This is a genomic window from Virgibacillus salinus, assembly GCF_900102415.1.
GTDB classification, from domain to species: domain Bacteria; phylum Bacillota; class Bacilli; order Bacillales; family Amphibacillaceae; genus Lentibacillus; species Lentibacillus subterraneus.
The window spans coordinates 743,762-762,246 of the sequence record NZ_FNKD01000001.1 but is presented as its reverse complement, the minus strand read 5'-3'; the positions used below and the strand labels follow the sequence as shown (position 1 = coordinate 762,246).

The following is an 18,485-nucleotide window of genomic DNA, read 5'->3' as shown; positions in this document are numbered from 1 at the left end:
AACCTAGAGGTTAATCCATTAAGAGGCCACCGTTCACTTCTATGATTTCGCCTGTAATGTAATTGGCATAATTAGATGCTAAATACATTGCTGCACCAGCTATTTCTTCTGGCTCTCCCTCTCTTTTCATTGGAACCTGACTTGCCATTTTTTCACGCATTTCTTTTGTACTATATTTATCATGGAATGGTGTGCGTATAATTCCAGGAGCTATCCCGTTAACGTAAATATTGTCGTCAACTACTTCCTTTGCAAGGCCTCTGGTAAACGTTGATACAGCCGCTTTAGCCGATGCGTATGCGACGGCGCCACCGCCACCACCATTTCTAGCAGCTATTGATGTGATATTAATAATTCTTCCTTTACGCTGCTCTTTCATAATGGGCAAAACAGATTGTGTTACATTTAAAACAGAATTCACATTTATATCAAAGATTTTCTTCCATGATTCCATATCTATGGACGCTATTTCGCTTCGTTTTACCATCGTTCCGGCATTGTTTATTAAAACATCAATTCTATCAAAATGAGCCTTAATCTCTGATACCATCGACTCGACTTGGTCACGGTCCGTTACATCACCTTTAACAAGTAAGGCTTTATTTCCCTTAGCTCGAATGGTATTTAGTACTTGTTCTGCCTTTTCAATGTTAGAATTTCCATGCACAACAACCTTCGCACCATGTCCAGCAAAAGCTAATGCTATAGAACGGCCAATTCCCGTACTACTTCCTGTAACCCAGACAACTTGATTTTCAAAAGTAAACAATTACTTCAACCTCCCTCATATGTCACTGTTATAAATTATAAGTACCTATCAAAATATGCTAGGCAAAAATAGCGAAACCTCCGGAACAAATGTTAACAATAAAACCAGGATAACAACTCCTACAAAAAACGGTAAGGACTCTTTCACATAATCTTCAATGGGAACGTCTGTTAAGGAACAGACTGTATACATCGTTACACCAACTGGTGGGGTCATTCCTCCAAAAGTTACAATTGTCATCATTAAGATACCAAAGTGAACTGGGTCTACCCCAATCTGTTCAATAATAGGTAAAAATATTGGCGTAAGTAATAGTACTAATACAGTTGACTCAATAAACATACCTGCTATCAAAAGGAAGAGTAAAATTAACAAAAGCAATAATGTCGAATTACTCGTCACCCCTAATAAAAAGTCCGCTGCGCTTTGGGGAAGTCTCTCATATGTAATAAGATATCCTAACATGGCAGAAGTCGATATAATTAATAGGATTGTCGCATTATCCACTACTGATTGTGATATAGAGGCTTTCAAACTTTTCCAATCTAGTTCTTTAAAAACAAATATACCAATAAAGAGAGCATATACTACCGCAAATGCACCTGCTTCAGAGGCCGTGAAAATACCAAATCGAATTCCCACAACTAATATAACCGGAAATAATAATGCCCAAATACTTTCTTTGAAAGATACAAATATTTCCTTGAGTGATGACCTCTTTGTTATTGTTTCCTGATCATATTTCCTTTTTTTCGCAATGATATAAGTTACAATCATTAAAAAACTCATCATCAAAATACCAGGGATAATTCCTGCTAAAAATAAACTACCTATTGATACTTCCCCCACGTAACCATATAGAATTAAACCAATACTAGGCGGTATGGTTGCAGTAATTAAAGAACTGACAGCGATTACACTCGCAGAAAAACCTCCCGAATAACCTCGCTTAATCATTGGGGACCCCAACACCCTACTTTGCATAGCAGCATCAGCATTCGCTGATCCTGAAATCCCCCCCATAATGGTACTTAAAACAATGGACACATGGGCCAAACTTCCAACAATGTGACCAATTAGCGCATTAGCAAACCGTATAAGGCGATTCGTTATCCCTGAGGAATTCATAAGGTTTCCGGCTAGAATAAAAAACGGTACGGCTAGCAGCGGAAAAGATTGTGTTCCAGCCACCATGCGCTGAGAGGCAATCTCAAATGGCAGGCCTGGTTCAAATGCAAATAAGGACAAGCTGGCTATACCAATAGCGAATGCTACTGGCATATTAAGAAATAGCAGTACAAAAAATATTATCGCTACCATTAACATGCATTCCACCTCCTTCACTTGAAAAATAAAGTCTGACTTCTTATTAGGAAATTATTTTAAATGCTTTTATGTTTTCATAGATTTTCGCTAGTGCTGTAAAAGACATCAATAGGCATCCAATAGGCACTGCAATCGTGATGAATGAGTAACTTATTGAAAGAGAATTGATTTGCCTTATATCATTTTCAAAACTAAGCATAAATCCATATCTACACAAAAACACTAAAAAGCCTATAATAAATACCAGCATTATGATCTCCAGTACAACTTGTGCTTTTTTTGGAAGTTTCTTCACAAAAAAGTCAACACCTATATGTCTATTTTCTCTTAGAGAACGGTTTGCCCCCAGAAATATCGCCCATACAAATAACAACTGGGCAATATCAACAGACCATGCGATGGGGCTCCCAGCCCATCGCATGATTGAAGCAATAAAAACAAAAAGCACAACTGTCATTAATAAAAGACTAGACATAAAATTTTCTACTTTGATATAAGTATTAATTACTTTTTTCAAGGATATCACTCACTTATTTCCCTAGAGTTTTATTAATTTTTTCACGAAGCTCTGTATAACCGTCAAATTCCTCATATACAGCATTCGTTTTCTCTTTAAAAGGGGCTACATCCACCTCATTAACCGTAACACCTTCATCAATTAACTTTTGTTCATATTCTTCTAATGATTTTACTGTATTTTCAGATGCAATTTCACCTTGTTTTTGTGCCTCTTCATAAATAACCTTTTGATAATCACTTGGTAAATTTGACATCCAATCTGCGCCAGCAACTATTCCAGTTATTAATTGAAAATGTCTTGTTTTCGTTAAATAATCAACAACCTCATGTAGGTTTGCCCCATAAGTAGCAGGGTGCTGAGCTTCAGCGGCATCAATAACCCCTTGCTGTAAAGCTGGGTAAACCTCTGTCCAAGCAATACCAGCTGGACTCATGCCAAGTGACTCCATTGTAGCTAAGGCAACAGGTGATCCCATTGTACGAATTTTTAATCCCTCTAAATCATCTGGTGTTTCAATTGGCTCATTTGTTAACATATGTCTTTCACCCTGGTACCAGTTAAATGAAAGTATTTGTAAATTGTGATCTGTTGCCAAATTTTCTGACCATCCATTAAATAAATCTGATTGGGCAACCTTGTTCGCCTCGTCAAAATTGTCTACGATATAAGGCGCTGTTAAAATTCCGATTTCAGGAACCATATCTGCTAAACGACCAGAGTCTACTAGCACTGCCACATTTGCACCAGTTTTAGCTTGCTCGATAATATCATTGTCTGCCCCTAAGGAACCGCTTCCAAAAATTTCGATCGTAACTTTTCCATCTGTTCTTTCTTTAACCGACTCGCTAAAATCCTTTAGACCTTCATATATCGGATCTCCATCTGTAAGTGCAGTTCCTAATTTAAGTGTGTAAGATTCCCCTTCACTTCCACTATCTCCGCTCGCTTCATCTCCGCAAGCGCTTACAAAAGTCAATAATAAAACAGACAGAATAGCTACTAACATTTTAGATTTCATAAGAAAATACCTCCTATTAATTTTTAATAATATAAAGCTATCAATCCTATAATCTTTCACGAACACCAATGACTAACCATGTATTAGTTGAAATAGTCAGGGAATTCCTGTTTTAATTTCCCCTGTTCGAACGTCAATTTCCTTAAATGATTTTCCATGACTTGGTGAGCAATTTCAGCCTCTTGCTTCCTAATCGCATCAATAATTTTTTCATGGTGTGATAATATTAAATCCCAATCATGATTCATTGTAAGACTGAGCATACGGATTCTGTTTAGATGAGCGTTCATCTGTTGGATAATTGCCCAGATCCGTTCCTTTCCTGCCCCCATAATAATCGTTTTATGGAAACTTTCATCGAGCTCATATAATTTTGTATAATCTTTATTCTTAACAGCTTCTTTTTGGAGAATAAAATTACTTTCCAATTCTTTTAAATTGTGATTTTCAAAGTTTTGACTTGCGACTTTTACTGCAGCTTTTTCTAGATGTTCCCTAATAAACCTTGCTTCTTCCATGTGATTAAGGTCTATTAATGAAACAAATGTCCCTTTCTGTGGATATACTTCCAGTAGTTCTTCTTGGGCAAGTTTCATAAATCCTTCCCTTACTGGAGTTCGGCTCACCTCTAACATCTCTGAAATTTCCTTTTCAGAAATGCTTCGGCCAGGGCTCAATTCAAGCATAATAATTTTTTTCCGTATCGTTTCATAAACATAATCCCTTGTTGAGTAACGATTAATCTGTTTTTGATGATTTAACATTTCACCTCCCCCTTTCCATTTTTAATAGGCTAAAAATAGTGTACCATAATAGTATACTTGTATGGTAGTATATTTCTAAATTTTTTGCAAATTGATTTTTTTCTAAAGTTTTAAATTTTTAAGAACCTAAACACTAATTCCATTTAAAGGTGCTTTGTGGTTTTAGCAAGTAGGTATAATTATATCCCTGAAATTTAAGCGTATTAATAGACTCACAATTAGTCATTGAATTTAATAAAAATTACCCACAAAGTGAGGTAATTCAATGAAAGCTGCATTAATCTATGGTGAAAAGACGAATTGAGGACGTAGATATACCAAAGGCAAGTATCGGGGGCAGAAACCATTGTTCCAACGCGGCGGGGGTCTGACCCCAATGACGCCTAGTACATCTTGAAAATCTTTGTCATAAGAGGGAATAAAATCTTCTATCATTGAAGCGGAGCGAATGATACATTATCCTCCACTGGTACAGGCTCTATGTGTAAAATTCGATTGTTTTTTTAAAATGTGTCTACTACTATTTTCCTATTTCTAATGGAATCTATTAAAAATATGTAGAATCATGCTATAATTAACGCACTTTATATGGAAGGGAGTATTGAAAAATTTGAACAACAAGAAATTATTCATGTCGGTAACTGCAAGTGCGTTTATAGCCTCAGCATTTGTCGGTGCAGAAGATGCAGATGCAGCATCGTATAAGGTGAAAAGCGGTGACTCATTGTGGGCGATAGCAACTAAATACGATGTTAGTGTCGGACAGCTTAGATCATGGAACAGTCTATCAGGAAACATTATTTTCCCAAATCAGTTAATCGAAACATCCAAATCTACTACTACATCAAACTCTAATTCTACTAATCAGACAACGAAATCTACTACATATACCGTTAAGAGTGGTGACACACTGAGCGGCATCGCAAGCAAACATAATATTTCTCTAGCTAAATTAATGAAATGGAACGATTTGGATACAACGCTGATTTATCCTGGGAACGAGTTTGTGGTTTCTAAGGGTGGGGCCGGTAATAGCGGGCAGCCTGAAGTGAGCCCTGCACCGGATAAGGAAGTTGCATCATCGAAAGTGTACACCGTTAAGTCAGGAGACAGCTTGTCTGCGATTGGTTCGCGCAATGGTGTTAGTGTTGCTCAGTTGAAGAAGTGGAACGGGCTGAGTTCAGACTTGATATTGATTGGTCAGAAGCTGAATATTGGCGGGAAGTCGACTACTGATGATGGAGGCGATACGAGTGCGCCTACTGCTGATGTTGACTATAACGTTAATAAATTGATAAGCGGTGCTAAGAGTGTAAACGGTGCAGGCTACGCATGGGGTGGCGAGTCACCAAGCGGCTTTGATTGCAGCGGATTTATTTATTATGCGTATAGTGAGGCAGGAAAAGACCTAAGCCGACTATCGACTGAAGGCTACTACAACCGCTCATTCTATATTAATAAACCACAAGTAGGCGATCTCGTATTCTTCGAGAACACCTATAAGTCCGGGATATCACATATGGGAATCTATCTAGGTAACAACGAATTCATCCACGCCGGCTCAAGTGGCGTGAAGATTACTAGTTTGGATAACTCTTACTGGAGCAAGCACTTCGATGGGTTTAAGCGGTTTTACTAGGTTTTAAGTGTGAAGGAGAACATCCAGCTGATGCTGGATGTTTTTTTAATGGCGATTGCACGAGGTTGGTTGCTATCCCAAAGTTTTGTGCTATAGTCATTCGGTATAATGTTAATATTTTCTAATTATTGTCGATATAACAAATAATAAATGGTACAATTAGACAAGAAATACCCTATTACAAAGATTCTAATATAAATCTAAGACCTAAATTACTTCATGCTATTATATTCTAGCTCAAGTTTCTAGCTTTGGATTGTGATTTGGCAATTAAGGAGATGTTGTATAATAGATACCCATGCCGAGTATACAGATGAGCTGTTACGAAATATTGAAAATAAGAAAGACAAAATGATAAAGATAGCCCAAACTTACGGTCTAACAGCAAGAGAAACATTAAAATATAGTCAAGAATTAGATGAGTTAATAACTAAGTACCAATATATGCAAGAATACTAGAGATAAGGGGAACATTCAGCAGGTGCTGGATGTTTTTTTATTTACTGGGAAGGTAATTTTCTGCTTTAGCAGAAAATATCCTATTGAATTGATTAGATAAAGTAGAAGATTTTCGGCAGATGCCGAAAATCACCCTTCAACTGTACGGCAGCTGTCACTCTATCTATATTGAGATCTGCTTGGGGAAGGCTTACTCGGACGGGGCTGTTTTTTGCGCGAGTTTGCGGGCTTGCTCGCTCGAGTTTGGGGGTTGCTCGCTCGAGTTTGAGTGTTGCTCGCTCGAGTTTTGGGGGTGCTCGCTCGAGTTTGGGGGCTACTCGCTCGAGTTTGAGGGCTGCTCGCTCGAGTTTGGGGGCTGCTCGCTCGAGTTTGGTGTTGCTCGCTCGAGTCTGAGGGCTGCTCGCTCGAGTTTGCGCGACAGCAGCAATTTTCTGCTCCAAATAAAAAAGCGCCCACATGGACGCGTGATTATCCTAGTTCTGGATAGAAGAGTACTTTGACATATGATCCTTTGCGGTTAATCAGGTTGTCAAAGGTTTCTGGCCCTTCCTGCAAGTTCAGGCGGTGGGAGATCATTGGTTTGACGTTAATTTGTCCTGTGCTCATGTAGTGGACGGATGAACTCCATTCTTTTCCGGGGAACGGCGAGGATAGCGCATTCCAGGATCCGAGCACGTTTAGTTCATTTCGGACGATGCGCTCAAAATAAAAGCGTTCGATATTAATGTCGGCATATGGGATACCCATAAAGACGACTTCTCCGCCTTTTTTTGGCAGGGCGAATACTTGGGCCGATGTGATTGGAGATCCTGCTGATTCGACAGCGAGGTCAACCCCTTTACCGTTTGTATGTGCTTCGATTTGTTCATGTGCTGGTTTCTCCAATGAATTGATTAGCACATCCGCACCGACTTCTTTGGCAACTTCAAGCTTCGTGTCATCGATATCAATTGCATAGACTTTCTTTGCACCGAATATTTTTGCCCATTGGACGGCGAGCAATCCGATACTGCCACAACCCATGATGGCCACTTCGGCTCCTGGCTGGATGCTTGTGCGGTAAAATCCATGCGCTACGACGGATGATGGTTCTACCAGTGCTGCTGTATCGTAGTCCACATTATCTGGAATTGGTACAATATTTTCCTCTGGCAGTTTTACAAATTCTGCATATGAACCTGGTACGCGCGCGCCAATGACATGCAATTTCTCACAGCGTGATGGTTCTCCTTTTTGGCAACTTTCACATTCGCCGCAATAAAAAGCAGGACAGCCGGACACTCGGTCACCTGGTTTAACGTTTTTCACACCTGCGCCAACGGCTGTGACTTCGCCTGAAAACTCATGGCCGAATGTCATGCCTTCAACATATGGTCCCAATTTTTTGTAGCGTGAAATATCGGAACCGCATATCCCAACAGCCTTCACCTTAATAATCACGTCATCTGCTTGTTCAATGACTGGTTTTGCTGATTCTTCAAAACGGATATCCTGTTCATCATAAAGATTAAGGGATCTCATTTCTATCACCCTTTCTAGTTGTGATTAGTTAGCTGTTTCTTCTGTCTTTTTTTTACTGGACAAGATTTTATATAATGCAAATCCTACAATGATTGTATTGAAATAGATTTGATAGTCGAGGTAAAAATCACTTATTCCGCGTAAAGGTCCAAGCATAACTTCCAACATTGCGTCGACCATTTTTAACCCTCTTTTCTAATGGGATCAATCGGGCTTTGATACCCGATCGTCCACTGATTAATAGTTAGCATTTGATGTTCCACCAGTAACAATTGCTATGGCACCACTTGCTCCGATGCGGTCTGCACCTGCTTCGACAATTGCTATTGCATCGTCGTAGGTGCGAACACCACCAGCAGCTTTCACACCGAAATCCGGTCCGACAACAGAACGTAATAGTTTCACATCTTCAACAGTAGCACCGCCACCATTAAAGCCTGTTGCCGTTTTGACAAAGTCTGCACCTGCTTCGACAATCAGCTTGGCAGCCTTGACTTTCTCGTTTTCCGTTAACAGTGCTGTCTCAATGATTACTTTCGTTGTCAGGCCTTTAGATGCGTTAACTACTTCAGCAATATCCTGTCTTACAACATCATATTCCTGTGACTTCAGTGCACCTAAATTGATCAGCATATCAATCTCTTCAGTACCGTTTTCAATCGCTTCTTTTGTCTCGGCAACTTTTGTCTTCGTTGTAGCACCGCCTAATGAGAAGCCAATTGGTACACCCACTTTAATGTTGTGTGGTGACAATAGCTCATAAGCATATGGCACATAGTACGGATTGACGAATACTGTCTTAAATCCATATTCAATCGTTTCCTGGCAAAAAGCCTTAATATCTGCCCTACTCACGGTTGGGTTCAGCAGTGTATAGTCAATAATATCGGTCAGTTTTTGTTTATCCATTTTCCAGCTCACTTCCCATGTTTAATCAACAGGTGTCAGTAATACTTTGATTGCATCCCCGTCTTTGATGGCTTTATAAGCTTCATCCCATTGGGTAATATCAAATTCATGTGTGATCATATCCGTTGCATTAACAGACCCATTATTGATCAGTTCCAGGGATGGCTCCCAGTCTGCCGGTTTCTGACTTCTGCTGCCGACAACCCGGATTTCTTTTTGAATGACTTTTTCCATATCGAATTGGATTTCTGACGCTGGGAAAATACCAACTTGTGCGTATTGCCCTTTTTTGCGCAGCAGATCAAGTCCTTGTTTTGCTGCTGGAATTGCACCAGAGCATTCAAACACAACATCTGCGCCGTAGCCATTTGTCAGGCTGTTAACCACTTCTTTGACATCCTGTTTTTGAATATTAACAACGTTGTCGATGCCAAGCTCTTCTGCTTTATCGAGGCGAACCTGGTCATTTGTTAAGCCGGTAATAATAACTTTTGCACCGCGGCTTTTGGCAACCTGTGCCGTAAATAGCCCGATCGGTCCTGGACCAATAACAACAACGATGTCCCCTTCGTTAACATCTGTTTTGTAAACTGCGTGATGCGTACATGCCAATGGTTCGGTCATAGCAGCATCCTCGTATGAAACATTTTCTGGCAAATGATGCAGGCTGTCTTTACGGGCAACCAAATATTTGGCAAAGCCGCCATCCTGCTGTGTTCCAAGTCCTTTACGATGATTACAGAGATTGTAGTCGCCGGCTTGGCAATACTCGCATTCGCCGCAAATGTAGAATGTTGTTTCTGATGTGACACGGTCACCTGGTTTGAACTCTGTAACGCCTTCTCCAACGTCAACAACTTCTCCGGAAAATTCATGTCCTAATGTAACAGGGACTGCAACTTTGTAATGACCTTCGTACGTGTGGATATCGGAACCGCAAATACCTGCATATTTGACTTTGATTTTGACTTGATCTTTGCCAGCTTGCGGTTCTGGTTTTTCCTGAATTTCCAGGTTTCCAAATCCATGTTCTCTTTTGACTAAAGCTTTCATTGATGACTCCTCCTATCATGTTCGATTACAGTGGCTGTTTTATGTTTTGTTGATTTATGCTTTGATTTAGATATGAACTGCGTCATAGACTTAGGGTGATTGATTAGTCTAGTGTAGTTCTCTGACCATGCAGCTGGAATATATGGCTTAATATAAATGAGCACAATCCAGCGCAGTGTATTTCCGGAGCGACAGTCTATGACGCAGTTTAGTTTTTCAACAACAAACATTCAAAAAACAGCCAACACATTTAATGGTAAGTTTAGAGGAACAATTTAGTTAAATAGTGCAAAGAATTTCCAAATAATCCAGTTCACCAGGTTACCACCTTGGTCGATACTTGAGATTTTGGCTGATCCTTCAGGCATTTCAAATTGTGCATTTTGTGCCATTTCCGTAAAGATTGGTGCAATATCTGTTGCCATATAAAGTGATAATGCAATCATAATCGTACCAACAATTACCGAGTGCACAATGTTACCTCTTGCTGCACCGACGATGAATGCGACAACAAATGGAATTGTAGCCAAGTCACCAAACGGTAATAATGCGTTACCAGGAAGGATAACTGCTAGCAATACTGTAATTGGAACAAGAATTAATGCTGTTGCAATAACAGAAGGATGTCCAAGTAATACTGCTGCGTCAAGTCCAATATGGATTTCTTTATCACCAAAGTGTTTATTCAACCACTCACGTGCAGATTCTGATACAGGCATTAGCCCTTCCATCAGGATCTTAACCATTTTCGGCATTAACACCATAACGGCTGCCATTGACATACCAATGTCAATAACGTCACCGACACTGTATCCTGCTAATGCACCAATTGCTGCACCTAGGAACAGTCCGATAAAGATTGATTCACCAAAAATACCAAATCGTTTTTGAATCGTGTCCGGGTCAGCATTCAAATTTTTCAGACCAGGAACTTTTTGAAGTAATTTTACTAACCAGATTCCTGGTGCATAAGAGATTGTACTTCCTGTTGCAATCGACACACCTGGTAGCTCATAGAAATCACTAACCATAGGTGCTGTCCAGTCAGCAACTTTCAGTGTTACTATTTGGAAAATCACCGCAGCGATTAGTCCTTGAATGATACTGCCTGAAATTGTGTAAACAAGTGCTGCCATAAACGTGTAGTGCCAGAAGTTCCAAATATCAACGTTCATAGTTTTTGTTGTTTTGGTTAATAGCATGGCAACGTTTACAATCAGGCCAAGTGGTATGATAAATGCTGCTACTGTAGATGCCCAAGCGATGGATGATGTAGCAGGCCACCCAACATCAATGACGTTCAATTCAACTCCGAGCCGATCAACCATTCCTTGTGCAGCTGGTCCCAAGTTATTAACCAGCAAATCAACGACTAGGAAGATACCGACAAATGCTACCCCTATTGTTAGACCGGATCGGAATGCTTTACCTGGCTTCTGCCCGAATAATAGACCTAATAAGAATATAACAACAGGTAAAATAACGGTAGCTCCAAGATCCAAAAAGGCTTGAATAAAATCAACAAAACCTTGCATTGTTCTTCCTCCTCATACTGTGATGTGAATCTCGATTTCTTTTGATACAAGAAACCGAGATTGTCAGTTTATTATTTTTGCAGTTCTTCTAAGATTTGTTTCTTTGTATCTTCTGTCCCAATACCTGTTAGGAATGAGCGAGCATTAATGACTGGGAATGGATATTCCTTTTTAGTCATTGCTGTTGTTACGAGTAAGTCAGCTGTATCAATATAGCTGTTTACTTCTGCAATTTTGATTTGTCTGATGTCCAAGCTAAGACCATGTTCTTTTTCCATATCCTCGATTGCTCCATTAACAACTGTTGATGTTGCAATACCAGCGCCACATGCTACTAATACTTGTTTCTTTTTCAATTCGACTCACCTCCTTTAAGAGCTGCTAAATCTAACTTAGCCTCCAGTAATTGTTTGATTTCAGTTTTATCTGCTGAATTAACCAGCTGCTGCAATGTTTCCTGATTCTGGAAAACCTGCATCAATTTCTGCAGCAATGATAGCTGTGAATGGGCCTCATCCATTGCCAGCATAAAGACAACCTTGACTGGTGTTGTTTCACTGTCATCGCCACCCATCACACAAAAATCAATCGGGTCTTTTAAAATACCGACACTGATTGTTTTTTGGTTAACATGTTCCACATCTGTATGTGGAATGGCGACTGACACTTCACCAGTTGGCAGGCCAGTGGCAAATTCACCTTCTCTGGCAATAATTGCATCCGTAAAACTTGCTTTTACTAGCTGTTTATCTGCCAGATTCTGACCCATTTTTGCTAAAATAGCTTCCTTTGAATCGCCTTCTACATTTAATAGAATGACAGATTCATCAAAATATAATTCGCCCAATTTCGACACTCCTTTTCTATGCTGATACGGACCACTTGCTCAATCTTTCGAATAAGATTGTATAATGGCATGGATGGCTTCTTTCGTTTGAGCATTAATCAGCTGATTGCGGTCCTGCTGTGATCCAGAAAGTTCCATTAGCTGCATAAGCGCATGTAAGTGCTGTTGTTTATCAACCGCCGCAATAACAATAATTAAATGAATGTTGTAATCTGATGAAAACGTAACGCCTTCTTCTAACCTCAATAAGCTCATTCCAACTTTGTTGACCCCGTCCTCAGGTGATGCATGCGGAATCGCTATATTCGGTCCGATCACAATGTATGGATCTTCATTTGAATAGCGAAGCATGGCGTCTACATATTCCGGGGTGACCGCGCCTCTTTCAACCAGCGGCTGTGCACTCAGGCGGACCGCTTCTTCCCAGGATTCAGCGCTTTTTTTCAATGTAATGGTGCCAGGTTTAATTAGCTCATCCAAGTTCCTCGTTTTACGGACCGTATTCTGGCTAATCGATGAATCATCATCCCTTTTTACATAGCGTTGTAATTCCTCAGCTAATGCTTGTTCATTTTCAATCGATGAATGATTGCGAATAATCGCCATCAGCTCTTCGACATTCAGATCATGCGGCAAATAGCCATGCAGCTCAAGCATTACCTGCTTCCGAAGGCGTTTCTTTTCCTCACGTCCAAGAAATGCCTTTGCAATAAATAATTTTTTATCCGTTTCCAAAAATGTCGGTGCAAACACAATGTCATAATCCAATTTATAATTCAGGAACTCACGAACTGACAGTGAGTCGAGAAAGACAAACTCTGGAAAAAGTTCACTTAACTCGTTAAACATCAGTCTTGATACCGATACACCCTGCGGACAAACAACAATTGCTTTTGTCTTCTTCTCAATGCTTTCCCCTTGGCGTTTCATCCAGCCACCGATCAGCATCGTGATATACGCGATTTCACTATCAGGAATGGGGCTGCCAACCAAATTTGCCAATGGTCCTGTTGACCGTTTAACCAAATGGTGCAACTCCTTAAATTCTTTACTTAATGAACCCTCAAGCGAAATCGTTTCTGACAGCTGATACTTAATACGGTAATAGGCTGGCTTGATATGCTGCAGCAATTTATCCAAAAGCAATCCACGATCCTGCAGATAAATACAAGCACTTTTTTCAAACAGACGCAGCATATTATCAATCACCGGAACCAGATTTGGAATGACATCTTCATCTGTCGGGAAGTCTGTCCTGTAAACATTTGTTGTCAATAAATGCAATGTGATGAACAAGCGCTCCTCCATTGGAATCTTGTCAGCTTCCTGGAAAATCTCTTCCGTCGCCTGATATTCCTTCGTATTGGAGAGTTCCTCATATTCAATGGAAAAAATATTGACAGCATGCCCCTGTTCAATCCTTCTCAGAATCAAAATAAGCACATATGGCATAGTCCCAAGCTTCTCATCCGTGAACTTCAGATCAAGCTTATTCTCAACATTTTCAATCCGCTCGTAATATTCAGCTACTTCCTGTTCATCAATCGAAGCCAGCTTCTTCAACTGTCGCTCTCCATCAGTCATGGACAGCATCTGGTACGTTGCATAAATGAGTAAATTGCGAATCTTGAACTCCTTGCCCTCAATCAAATACCCGAATTTTCGCGAATAACGAAGATTCAAATCATAATTATCCAGGAAAACCTGTGCATCCTTTAAATCACTAAGAACTGTATTCTTACTCACATCCAATTCAATTGAAAAGTGATTTAGCGATAATTCCTCTTCCGTGCTCAACAGCATCATGATAATGATTTGAACCCGCTGTTCACCAGTCAAAATCGCTGTATCCATTGGAACGCTTTCATTCTCGATACTATACATAGTAAAAACGGATTGATCGATAACAAAATATCCTTGTCTTGTTCTTTCAATACTCGGAAGGTCTTTACGCATTAGCCAATCATTAATTTTATTAATGCTGTAACCAAGCTGTCGACGCGTTAAATTATATTTCTTCTCAATCGCCAAACTCGTAACACCAGGGTTACTAATTAGTTCATCCAGGACTTTATTATCCCTCTCACTAAGTGGCACAATGTCTCCCCTCCCTCCGTTAAGTTAATTATATCACCGCACCAACGCATAAAGTATACGTTTTCAGCACAAGTGATTGAACAGTTGATGTACAACATTGTGATTTACATTTTCAAAACCAAGGTATTACATAGTTTGGGGTATGGTGGTGGGAATTATGTATTGGGGTTGATTCTGGGGTGGGGCGGTCGCTCGAGATTAGGGGTTGCTCGCTCGAGTTTGTGGCTGCTCGCTGGAGTTTGGGGCTGCTCGCTGGAGTTTGAGGGGTGCTCGCTCGAGTTTGGGCGCTGCTCGCTCGAGTATGGGAGCTGCTCGCTCGAGTTTAGAGGCTGCTCGCTCGAGTTTGGGGTGCGCTCGCTCGAGTTTCGGGCGCGCTCGCTCGAGTTTGGGGGCTGCTCGCTCGAGTTTGAGGGCTGCTCGCTCGAGTTTGGGGCTGCTCGCTGGAGTTTGAGGGGTGCTCGCTCGAGTTTGGGCGCTGCTCGCTCGAGTTTGGGGATGCTCGCTCGAGTTTGGGAGCTGCTCGCTCGAGCTTGGGTACTCAATTAAATAGGAAAACATCCAGCCTCGGCTGGATGTTTACATTATTATTTTTGATAGAAGATTTTCGGCTCTTGCCGAAAATCAACAATATTGGTGAGGTCGTTCTAATTTTCAATGCTTTACCCAATACCTACCTTTCTCGATGTAAATAAGTCCGCTTTTTGATAGTAACCTTGTAGCTCCATTCCGTGAGTTCAATTTTAGAAAACGCATGCATTCTCTGTTTGTTATGTAGGGTTTTACTAATAACAAGTAATCAGATATTGCATTTAGGTGAGCGTTCTTCGAGAACATTTCACATCTCCTGCACCTCCACCCGCCATATACCCGCTCCATCCCCAGCAATCCACATTCTGGACAGATAACCCCAGGGGACAGATCCATTTTTTTGATGGAAAATTTCTTGTTAATATCCATATCAAACACATTGCAGGCATTCAGAATTATTTTTCCGACTTTTCCATCTTGAATTTTGTTAACACTTTGCTCGGTAATCTGTTTTTCTTTTTCCATAACCATGGATGGGATGCGTGCGGCATGAGCTACTACTTTTCCAATTGCTTCTGTATCACCATTTACTTTAATTATGGTTGATGGTTCACTGATAGCTACGAAATAATAGATTGGGATACTAGGCAGATTGTGTTGGGAGAGCCAGTTTTGAAGATGAAATTGTTGGTTTTGGACTTGGGTGATAGGATATTCGAATCCTTTATCTACCTTTCCGTCGCTCCGGGTCATTTGTTTGAGGGTTGAATCGAAGGTTATCGTATCATTATAGTTTTTTGAATCAACAATATAGATCGCCTGCTGTGAAAGAACCAGTGAATCAATTTGCACATTTTTGCCGTTCACCCGCAAATAAACATCTTGAAGAATGGTATAGTTTGTTGCCAAATAGTCAAGGTAGTAATCTACTTTCGATTCCCCACTAAACCCTTTCTGTTGGATTGCGGCATCTTCCTTCATCGCTGGTAACTGTTGAAAATGTGGTGACAGTCGAGGGATCGCTGCGTCAAGCTTTTGGAGTGGTCGTGGTTTAGTCCTTATTTTCATATTCATTTCCATTGCTCCTTAATTCATTTATAGTAATATATAACGTTTTGCTTCATAAGGGAAATCAGCAACAATCACTGAAGTGGCAATAAAAATGAAATTTAATTCTACTAAAAATAAGGGAATGGAACTTTCCTTTACCCAGGTCAAAATTTCACCTGTTTTAGTGAGAGTGAAATATTAATTTATTGATTCCTGGAGAAATTTTCGGTATCCGTCGAAATTTAACACTTCTCCAACTGCTGATGCAAGAAATAATTAAAAATCATATAGAAATAGCGACAATATCTAACAAATTATTTCCCCGGAAATAATTTTGTCAATATTTGTTTGATAAAATGGGATATGGAACGTAATAACATACTAAAGGACCAGTGCACCCCCGCACTGGTCCTCAATATTATACTAATTCAACTTCCTGCACATTGCGTTCAACTACGCGTGCGCTTTTGATAGTTACCAGATTTCCACCTGAAGATGTGAATGCATCTTGTGCGATGACCTCGTCCATTGCAGCCTTGACTGCTACTGGATCAACTGGCTCAATTGGCTTCTCTAATGAGTATGTCACTGTTTTTCCTTCAGCGTTTAAGAATTTAAGTTCTAACTTTTTCATTATGGTCCCTCCTTTCCTTCCTTATTTTGTAGAGATGTGAGCGATTATGCTCCTCTTAGTTCGGAACTGTCTTTTCGCTCGATACTTAATAGTGGGCGTTGCTGTAAAACGACGACTGCGTTAGCGATTGAATATAACTGATCAGCTGTTGCAGCGATCTTTACATTGTTGAAGCTCTTTGTTTTGAAAAGCTGCTTACCTGATATTTCGTCAATACCGTCATCCAAAATCAAGCTCATTCGTGAGTTCACCATTTGTGCTACTGCCATGTTACTCACCTCCTTTCACACATACTATCGAACCTCACGACTAAAAAGTGGCATCGAAAATAAAAAAATTTTTTTCACTGAAAATGCCACTTTTTTGGTTTAAGAAACGATAGTACTTAAAAGAAAGAGATTTTCTGCTTTAGCAGAAAATGGCCTATTGAATAGTTCACTAAAAAGCAGAAGATTTTCGGCATCCGCCGAAAATTAACATTATTGGAGAGGGTAGTTGCGCGAGTTACGTGCGTTATTGGTCGAGTTTGAGGACTGCTCGCTCGAGTTTGGGTGCTACTCGCTCGAGTCTGAGTGCTGCTCGTTCGAGTTTGAGGGCTGCTCGTTCGAGTTTGAGGGCTGCTCGCTCGAGTTTGGGGGCTGCTCGCTCGAGTTTGAGGGCTGCTCGCTCGAGTTTGGGTGCTACTCGCTCGAGTCTGAGTGCTACTCGCTCGAGTTTAAGTTCTGCTCGCTCGAGTTTGGGGGCTACTCGCTCGAGTTTGAGGGCTACTCGCTCGAGTTTGAGGGCTGCTCGCTCGAGTTTAAGTTCTGCTCGCTCGAGTTTGGGTGCTGCTCGCTCGAGTCTGAGTGCTGCTCGTTCGAGTTTGAGGGCTACTCGCTCGACTCTGAGTGCTGCTCGCTCGAGTTTGGGGGCTACTCGCTCGAGTTTACACGCTACTCGCTCGATACCGAATTCTAACATATCAAAAAAAGCAGACCCGCCTAAGCGAGTCTGCCTTGATCAAACGTTTGATTAACTTTTGATTAACCCAACCATTCTAAGTCCGTGCAGAATGCCATCATCTTGTACATCTTTTGTCACTAGTTTGGCTGATTCCTTAACTGCATCTGATGCATTGCCCATTGCGATGCTATTCCTGACTGATTGCAACATTTTAATATCATTCAGGCCGTCACCAAATGCGTATACATCATCAGCGGGAATTTGCAGATGATCGATTAATTTTTCTATACCAGCTGCCTTTGATCCGCCGTGGGGAAGGACATCCATGGAGTGCTCATGCCAACGAATAAATTCAAGCTGCTGCTTGAATGCTTCCCAATAGTCCTGTTCACTCTCCTCTGGAGTGAACAACAGGGCTTGGTATACTTCTCCACTATAATGGAATTTGGGATTATAGGTTAACTCCTGGTCAACTTTTAATGAGTCGATTGCCCTTTTCACCAGTGGATGATTTTCCGTATTGGAATACCAATCTTCATGATTCACATAGATAATAGGATGATTTTTGGTTGCTGCAAAGTTATTTAATTCTTGCAGAACATTTGATGATAAGGGATTTTTATATATTGCTTCATTTTCAAAAACAACGTATTGCCCGTTCATACTGACATGTGTATCGATATCCAATTCTTCCAATATTGGTTTGAATGTGAAGGGAGCACGTCCTGTCGCAGCAGCGACGATATGTCCTTTGCGCTTTAATTCAGCGATTGCTTTTTTTGCTGTAGCTTGTAATTGCTTATTGTGATCGAGAAGGGTTCCGTCAATATCAAAGAAGATTAATTTCTTATTCATTTTTTTCTCCATTTCATAG

General features: G+C 40.5%; 20 protein-coding genes. 3 read left to right on the top strand and 17 right to left on the bottom strand.

Annotation, left to right across the window (positions count from 1 at the left end; translation table 11 throughout):
- Nucleotides 1–10: 10 nt before the first annotated feature.
- The 5 genes from BLS02_RS03690 to BLS02_RS03670 form a co-directional block, all read right to left on the bottom strand.
- Entirely contained in the window at nucleotides 11–769 is a 759-nt protein-coding gene (locus BLS02_RS03690) for an SDR family NAD(P)-dependent oxidoreductase (protein ID WP_092491608.1), read from the bottom strand.
- A gap of 48 nt (nucleotides 770–817) precedes the next feature.
- Nucleotides 818–2,095: a TRAP transporter large permease gene (locus tag BLS02_RS03685; RefSeq protein ID WP_092491607.1), complete on the bottom strand. Its 1,278-nt coding sequence runs from the start codon at nucleotides 2,093–2,095 to the stop codon at nucleotides 818–820.
- Between the two features lie 43 nt (nucleotides 2,096–2,138).
- On the bottom strand, nucleotides 2,139–2,612 hold the full coding sequence (locus tag BLS02_RS03680; RefSeq protein WP_139180761.1) for a TRAP transporter small permease: 474 nt from the start codon (nucleotides 2,610–2,612) through the stop codon (nucleotides 2,139–2,141).
- Between the two features lie 13 nt (nucleotides 2,613–2,625).
- Nucleotides 2,626–3,633 (bottom strand): C4-dicarboxylate TRAP transporter substrate-binding protein, encoded by a 1,008-nt coding sequence (locus BLS02_RS03675; protein WP_092491605.1) that lies wholly within the window; start codon nucleotides 3,631–3,633, stop codon nucleotides 2,626–2,628.
- An 83-nt stretch (nucleotides 3,634–3,716) separates the two neighbouring features.
- Entirely contained in the window at nucleotides 3,717–4,397 is a 681-nt protein-coding gene (locus BLS02_RS03670) for a GntR family transcriptional regulator (protein WP_092491604.1), read from the bottom strand.
- Between the two features lie 610 nt (nucleotides 4,398–5,007).
- Between BLS02_RS03670 and BLS02_RS03665 the strand changes: the two genes are divergently transcribed.
- Together BLS02_RS03665 and BLS02_RS19290 are read left to right on the top strand one after the other, a co-directional pair.
- Complete coding sequence (locus BLS02_RS03665; RefSeq protein ID WP_092492220.1) at nucleotides 5,008–6,036, top strand: C40 family peptidase; 1,029 nt, start codon at nucleotides 5,008–5,010, stop codon at nucleotides 6,034–6,036.
- A 258-nt stretch (nucleotides 6,037–6,294) separates the two neighbouring features.
- Nucleotides 6,295–6,495 (top strand): aspartyl-phosphate phosphatase Spo0E family protein, encoded by a 201-nt coding sequence (locus BLS02_RS19290; protein ID WP_302846732.1) that lies wholly within the window; start codon nucleotides 6,295–6,297, stop codon nucleotides 6,493–6,495.
- A 468-nt stretch (nucleotides 6,496–6,963) separates the two neighbouring features.
- Here BLS02_RS19290 and BLS02_RS03650 read toward each other — a convergent pair whose 3' ends face one another.
- The 11 genes from BLS02_RS03650 to BLS02_RS03600 all read right to left on the bottom strand — a co-directional run bounded on the left by BLS02_RS03650 (nucleotide 6,964) and on the right by BLS02_RS03600 (nucleotide 16,938).
- On the bottom strand, nucleotides 6,964–8,016 hold the full coding sequence (locus BLS02_RS03650; RefSeq protein ID WP_092491601.1) for a galactitol-1-phosphate 5-dehydrogenase: 1,053 nt from the start codon (nucleotides 8,014–8,016) through the stop codon (nucleotides 6,964–6,966).
- A 24-nt stretch (nucleotides 8,017–8,040) separates the two neighbouring features.
- Complete coding sequence (locus BLS02_RS18890) at nucleotides 8,041–8,196, bottom strand: hypothetical protein (protein WP_175476696.1); 156 nt, start codon at nucleotides 8,194–8,196, stop codon at nucleotides 8,041–8,043.
- Between the two features lie 57 nt (nucleotides 8,197–8,253).
- Entirely contained in the window at nucleotides 8,254–8,925 is a 672-nt protein-coding gene (gene deoC / locus BLS02_RS03645; protein ID WP_092491600.1) for a deoxyribose-phosphate aldolase, read from the bottom strand.
- 21 nt (nucleotides 8,926–8,946) lie between these two features.
- Complete coding sequence (locus BLS02_RS03640; RefSeq protein ID WP_092491599.1) at nucleotides 8,947–9,978, bottom strand: zinc-binding dehydrogenase; 1,032 nt, start codon at nucleotides 9,976–9,978, stop codon at nucleotides 8,947–8,949.
- A gap of 275 nt (nucleotides 9,979–10,253) precedes the next feature.
- The gene (locus tag BLS02_RS03635) at nucleotides 10,254–11,513 is read right to left on the bottom strand and encodes a galactitol-specific PTS transporter subunit IIC (RefSeq protein WP_092491598.1); all 1,260 of its coding nucleotides are present in this window, start codon (nucleotides 11,511–11,513) and stop codon (nucleotides 10,254–10,256) included.
- A gap of 71 nt (nucleotides 11,514–11,584) precedes the next feature.
- Nucleotides 11,585–11,869 (bottom strand): PTS sugar transporter subunit IIB, encoded by a 285-nt coding sequence (locus BLS02_RS03630; protein WP_092491597.1) that lies wholly within the window; start codon nucleotides 11,867–11,869, stop codon nucleotides 11,585–11,587.
- Nucleotides 11,866–12,360 (bottom strand): PTS sugar transporter subunit IIA, encoded by a 495-nt coding sequence (locus BLS02_RS03625; RefSeq protein ID WP_092491596.1) that lies wholly within the window; start codon nucleotides 12,358–12,360, stop codon nucleotides 11,866–11,868. Before BLS02_RS03625 ends, BLS02_RS03630 begins: the two co-directional genes overlap by 4 nt.
- A gap of 39 nt (nucleotides 12,361–12,399) precedes the next feature.
- Nucleotides 12,400–14,457 (bottom strand): BglG family transcription antiterminator, encoded by a 2,058-nt coding sequence (locus tag BLS02_RS03620; RefSeq protein ID WP_092491595.1) that lies wholly within the window; start codon nucleotides 14,455–14,457, stop codon nucleotides 12,400–12,402.
- Between the two features lie 651 nt (nucleotides 14,458–15,108).
- Entirely contained in the window at nucleotides 15,109–16,059 is a 951-nt protein-coding gene (locus BLS02_RS03610; RefSeq protein WP_092491593.1) for a nuclease-related domain-containing protein, read from the bottom strand.
- A gap of 394 nt (nucleotides 16,060–16,453) precedes the next feature.
- Nucleotides 16,454–16,669 carry a DUF2922 domain-containing protein gene (locus BLS02_RS03605; RefSeq protein ID WP_092491592.1) on the bottom strand — a complete coding sequence of 72 codons (216 nt, stop codon included), beginning with the start codon at nucleotides 16,667–16,669 and terminating at the stop codon, nucleotides 16,454–16,456.
- Between the two features lie 44 nt (nucleotides 16,670–16,713).
- Nucleotides 16,714–16,938, bottom strand: a complete 225-nt coding sequence (locus tag BLS02_RS03600; RefSeq protein WP_092491591.1) for a DUF1659 domain-containing protein — start codon at nucleotides 16,936–16,938, stop codon at nucleotides 16,714–16,716.
- A 226-nt stretch (nucleotides 16,939–17,164) separates the two neighbouring features.
- On the opposite strand from BLS02_RS03600, the gene BLS02_RS18725 reads away from it, so the two are divergent.
- Nucleotides 17,165–17,626, top strand: a complete 462-nt coding sequence (locus tag BLS02_RS18725) for a hypothetical protein (protein WP_139180760.1) — start codon at nucleotides 17,165–17,167, stop codon at nucleotides 17,624–17,626.
- Nucleotides 17,627–17,680: 54 nt separating this feature from the next.
- Here the strand turns inward: BLS02_RS18725 and BLS02_RS03590 are convergent, their stop codons facing one another.
- Complete coding sequence (locus BLS02_RS03590; RefSeq protein ID WP_092491589.1) at nucleotides 17,681–18,466, bottom strand: Cof-type HAD-IIB family hydrolase; 786 nt, start codon at nucleotides 18,464–18,466, stop codon at nucleotides 17,681–17,683.
- Nucleotides 18,467–18,485 lie beyond the last annotated feature (19 nt).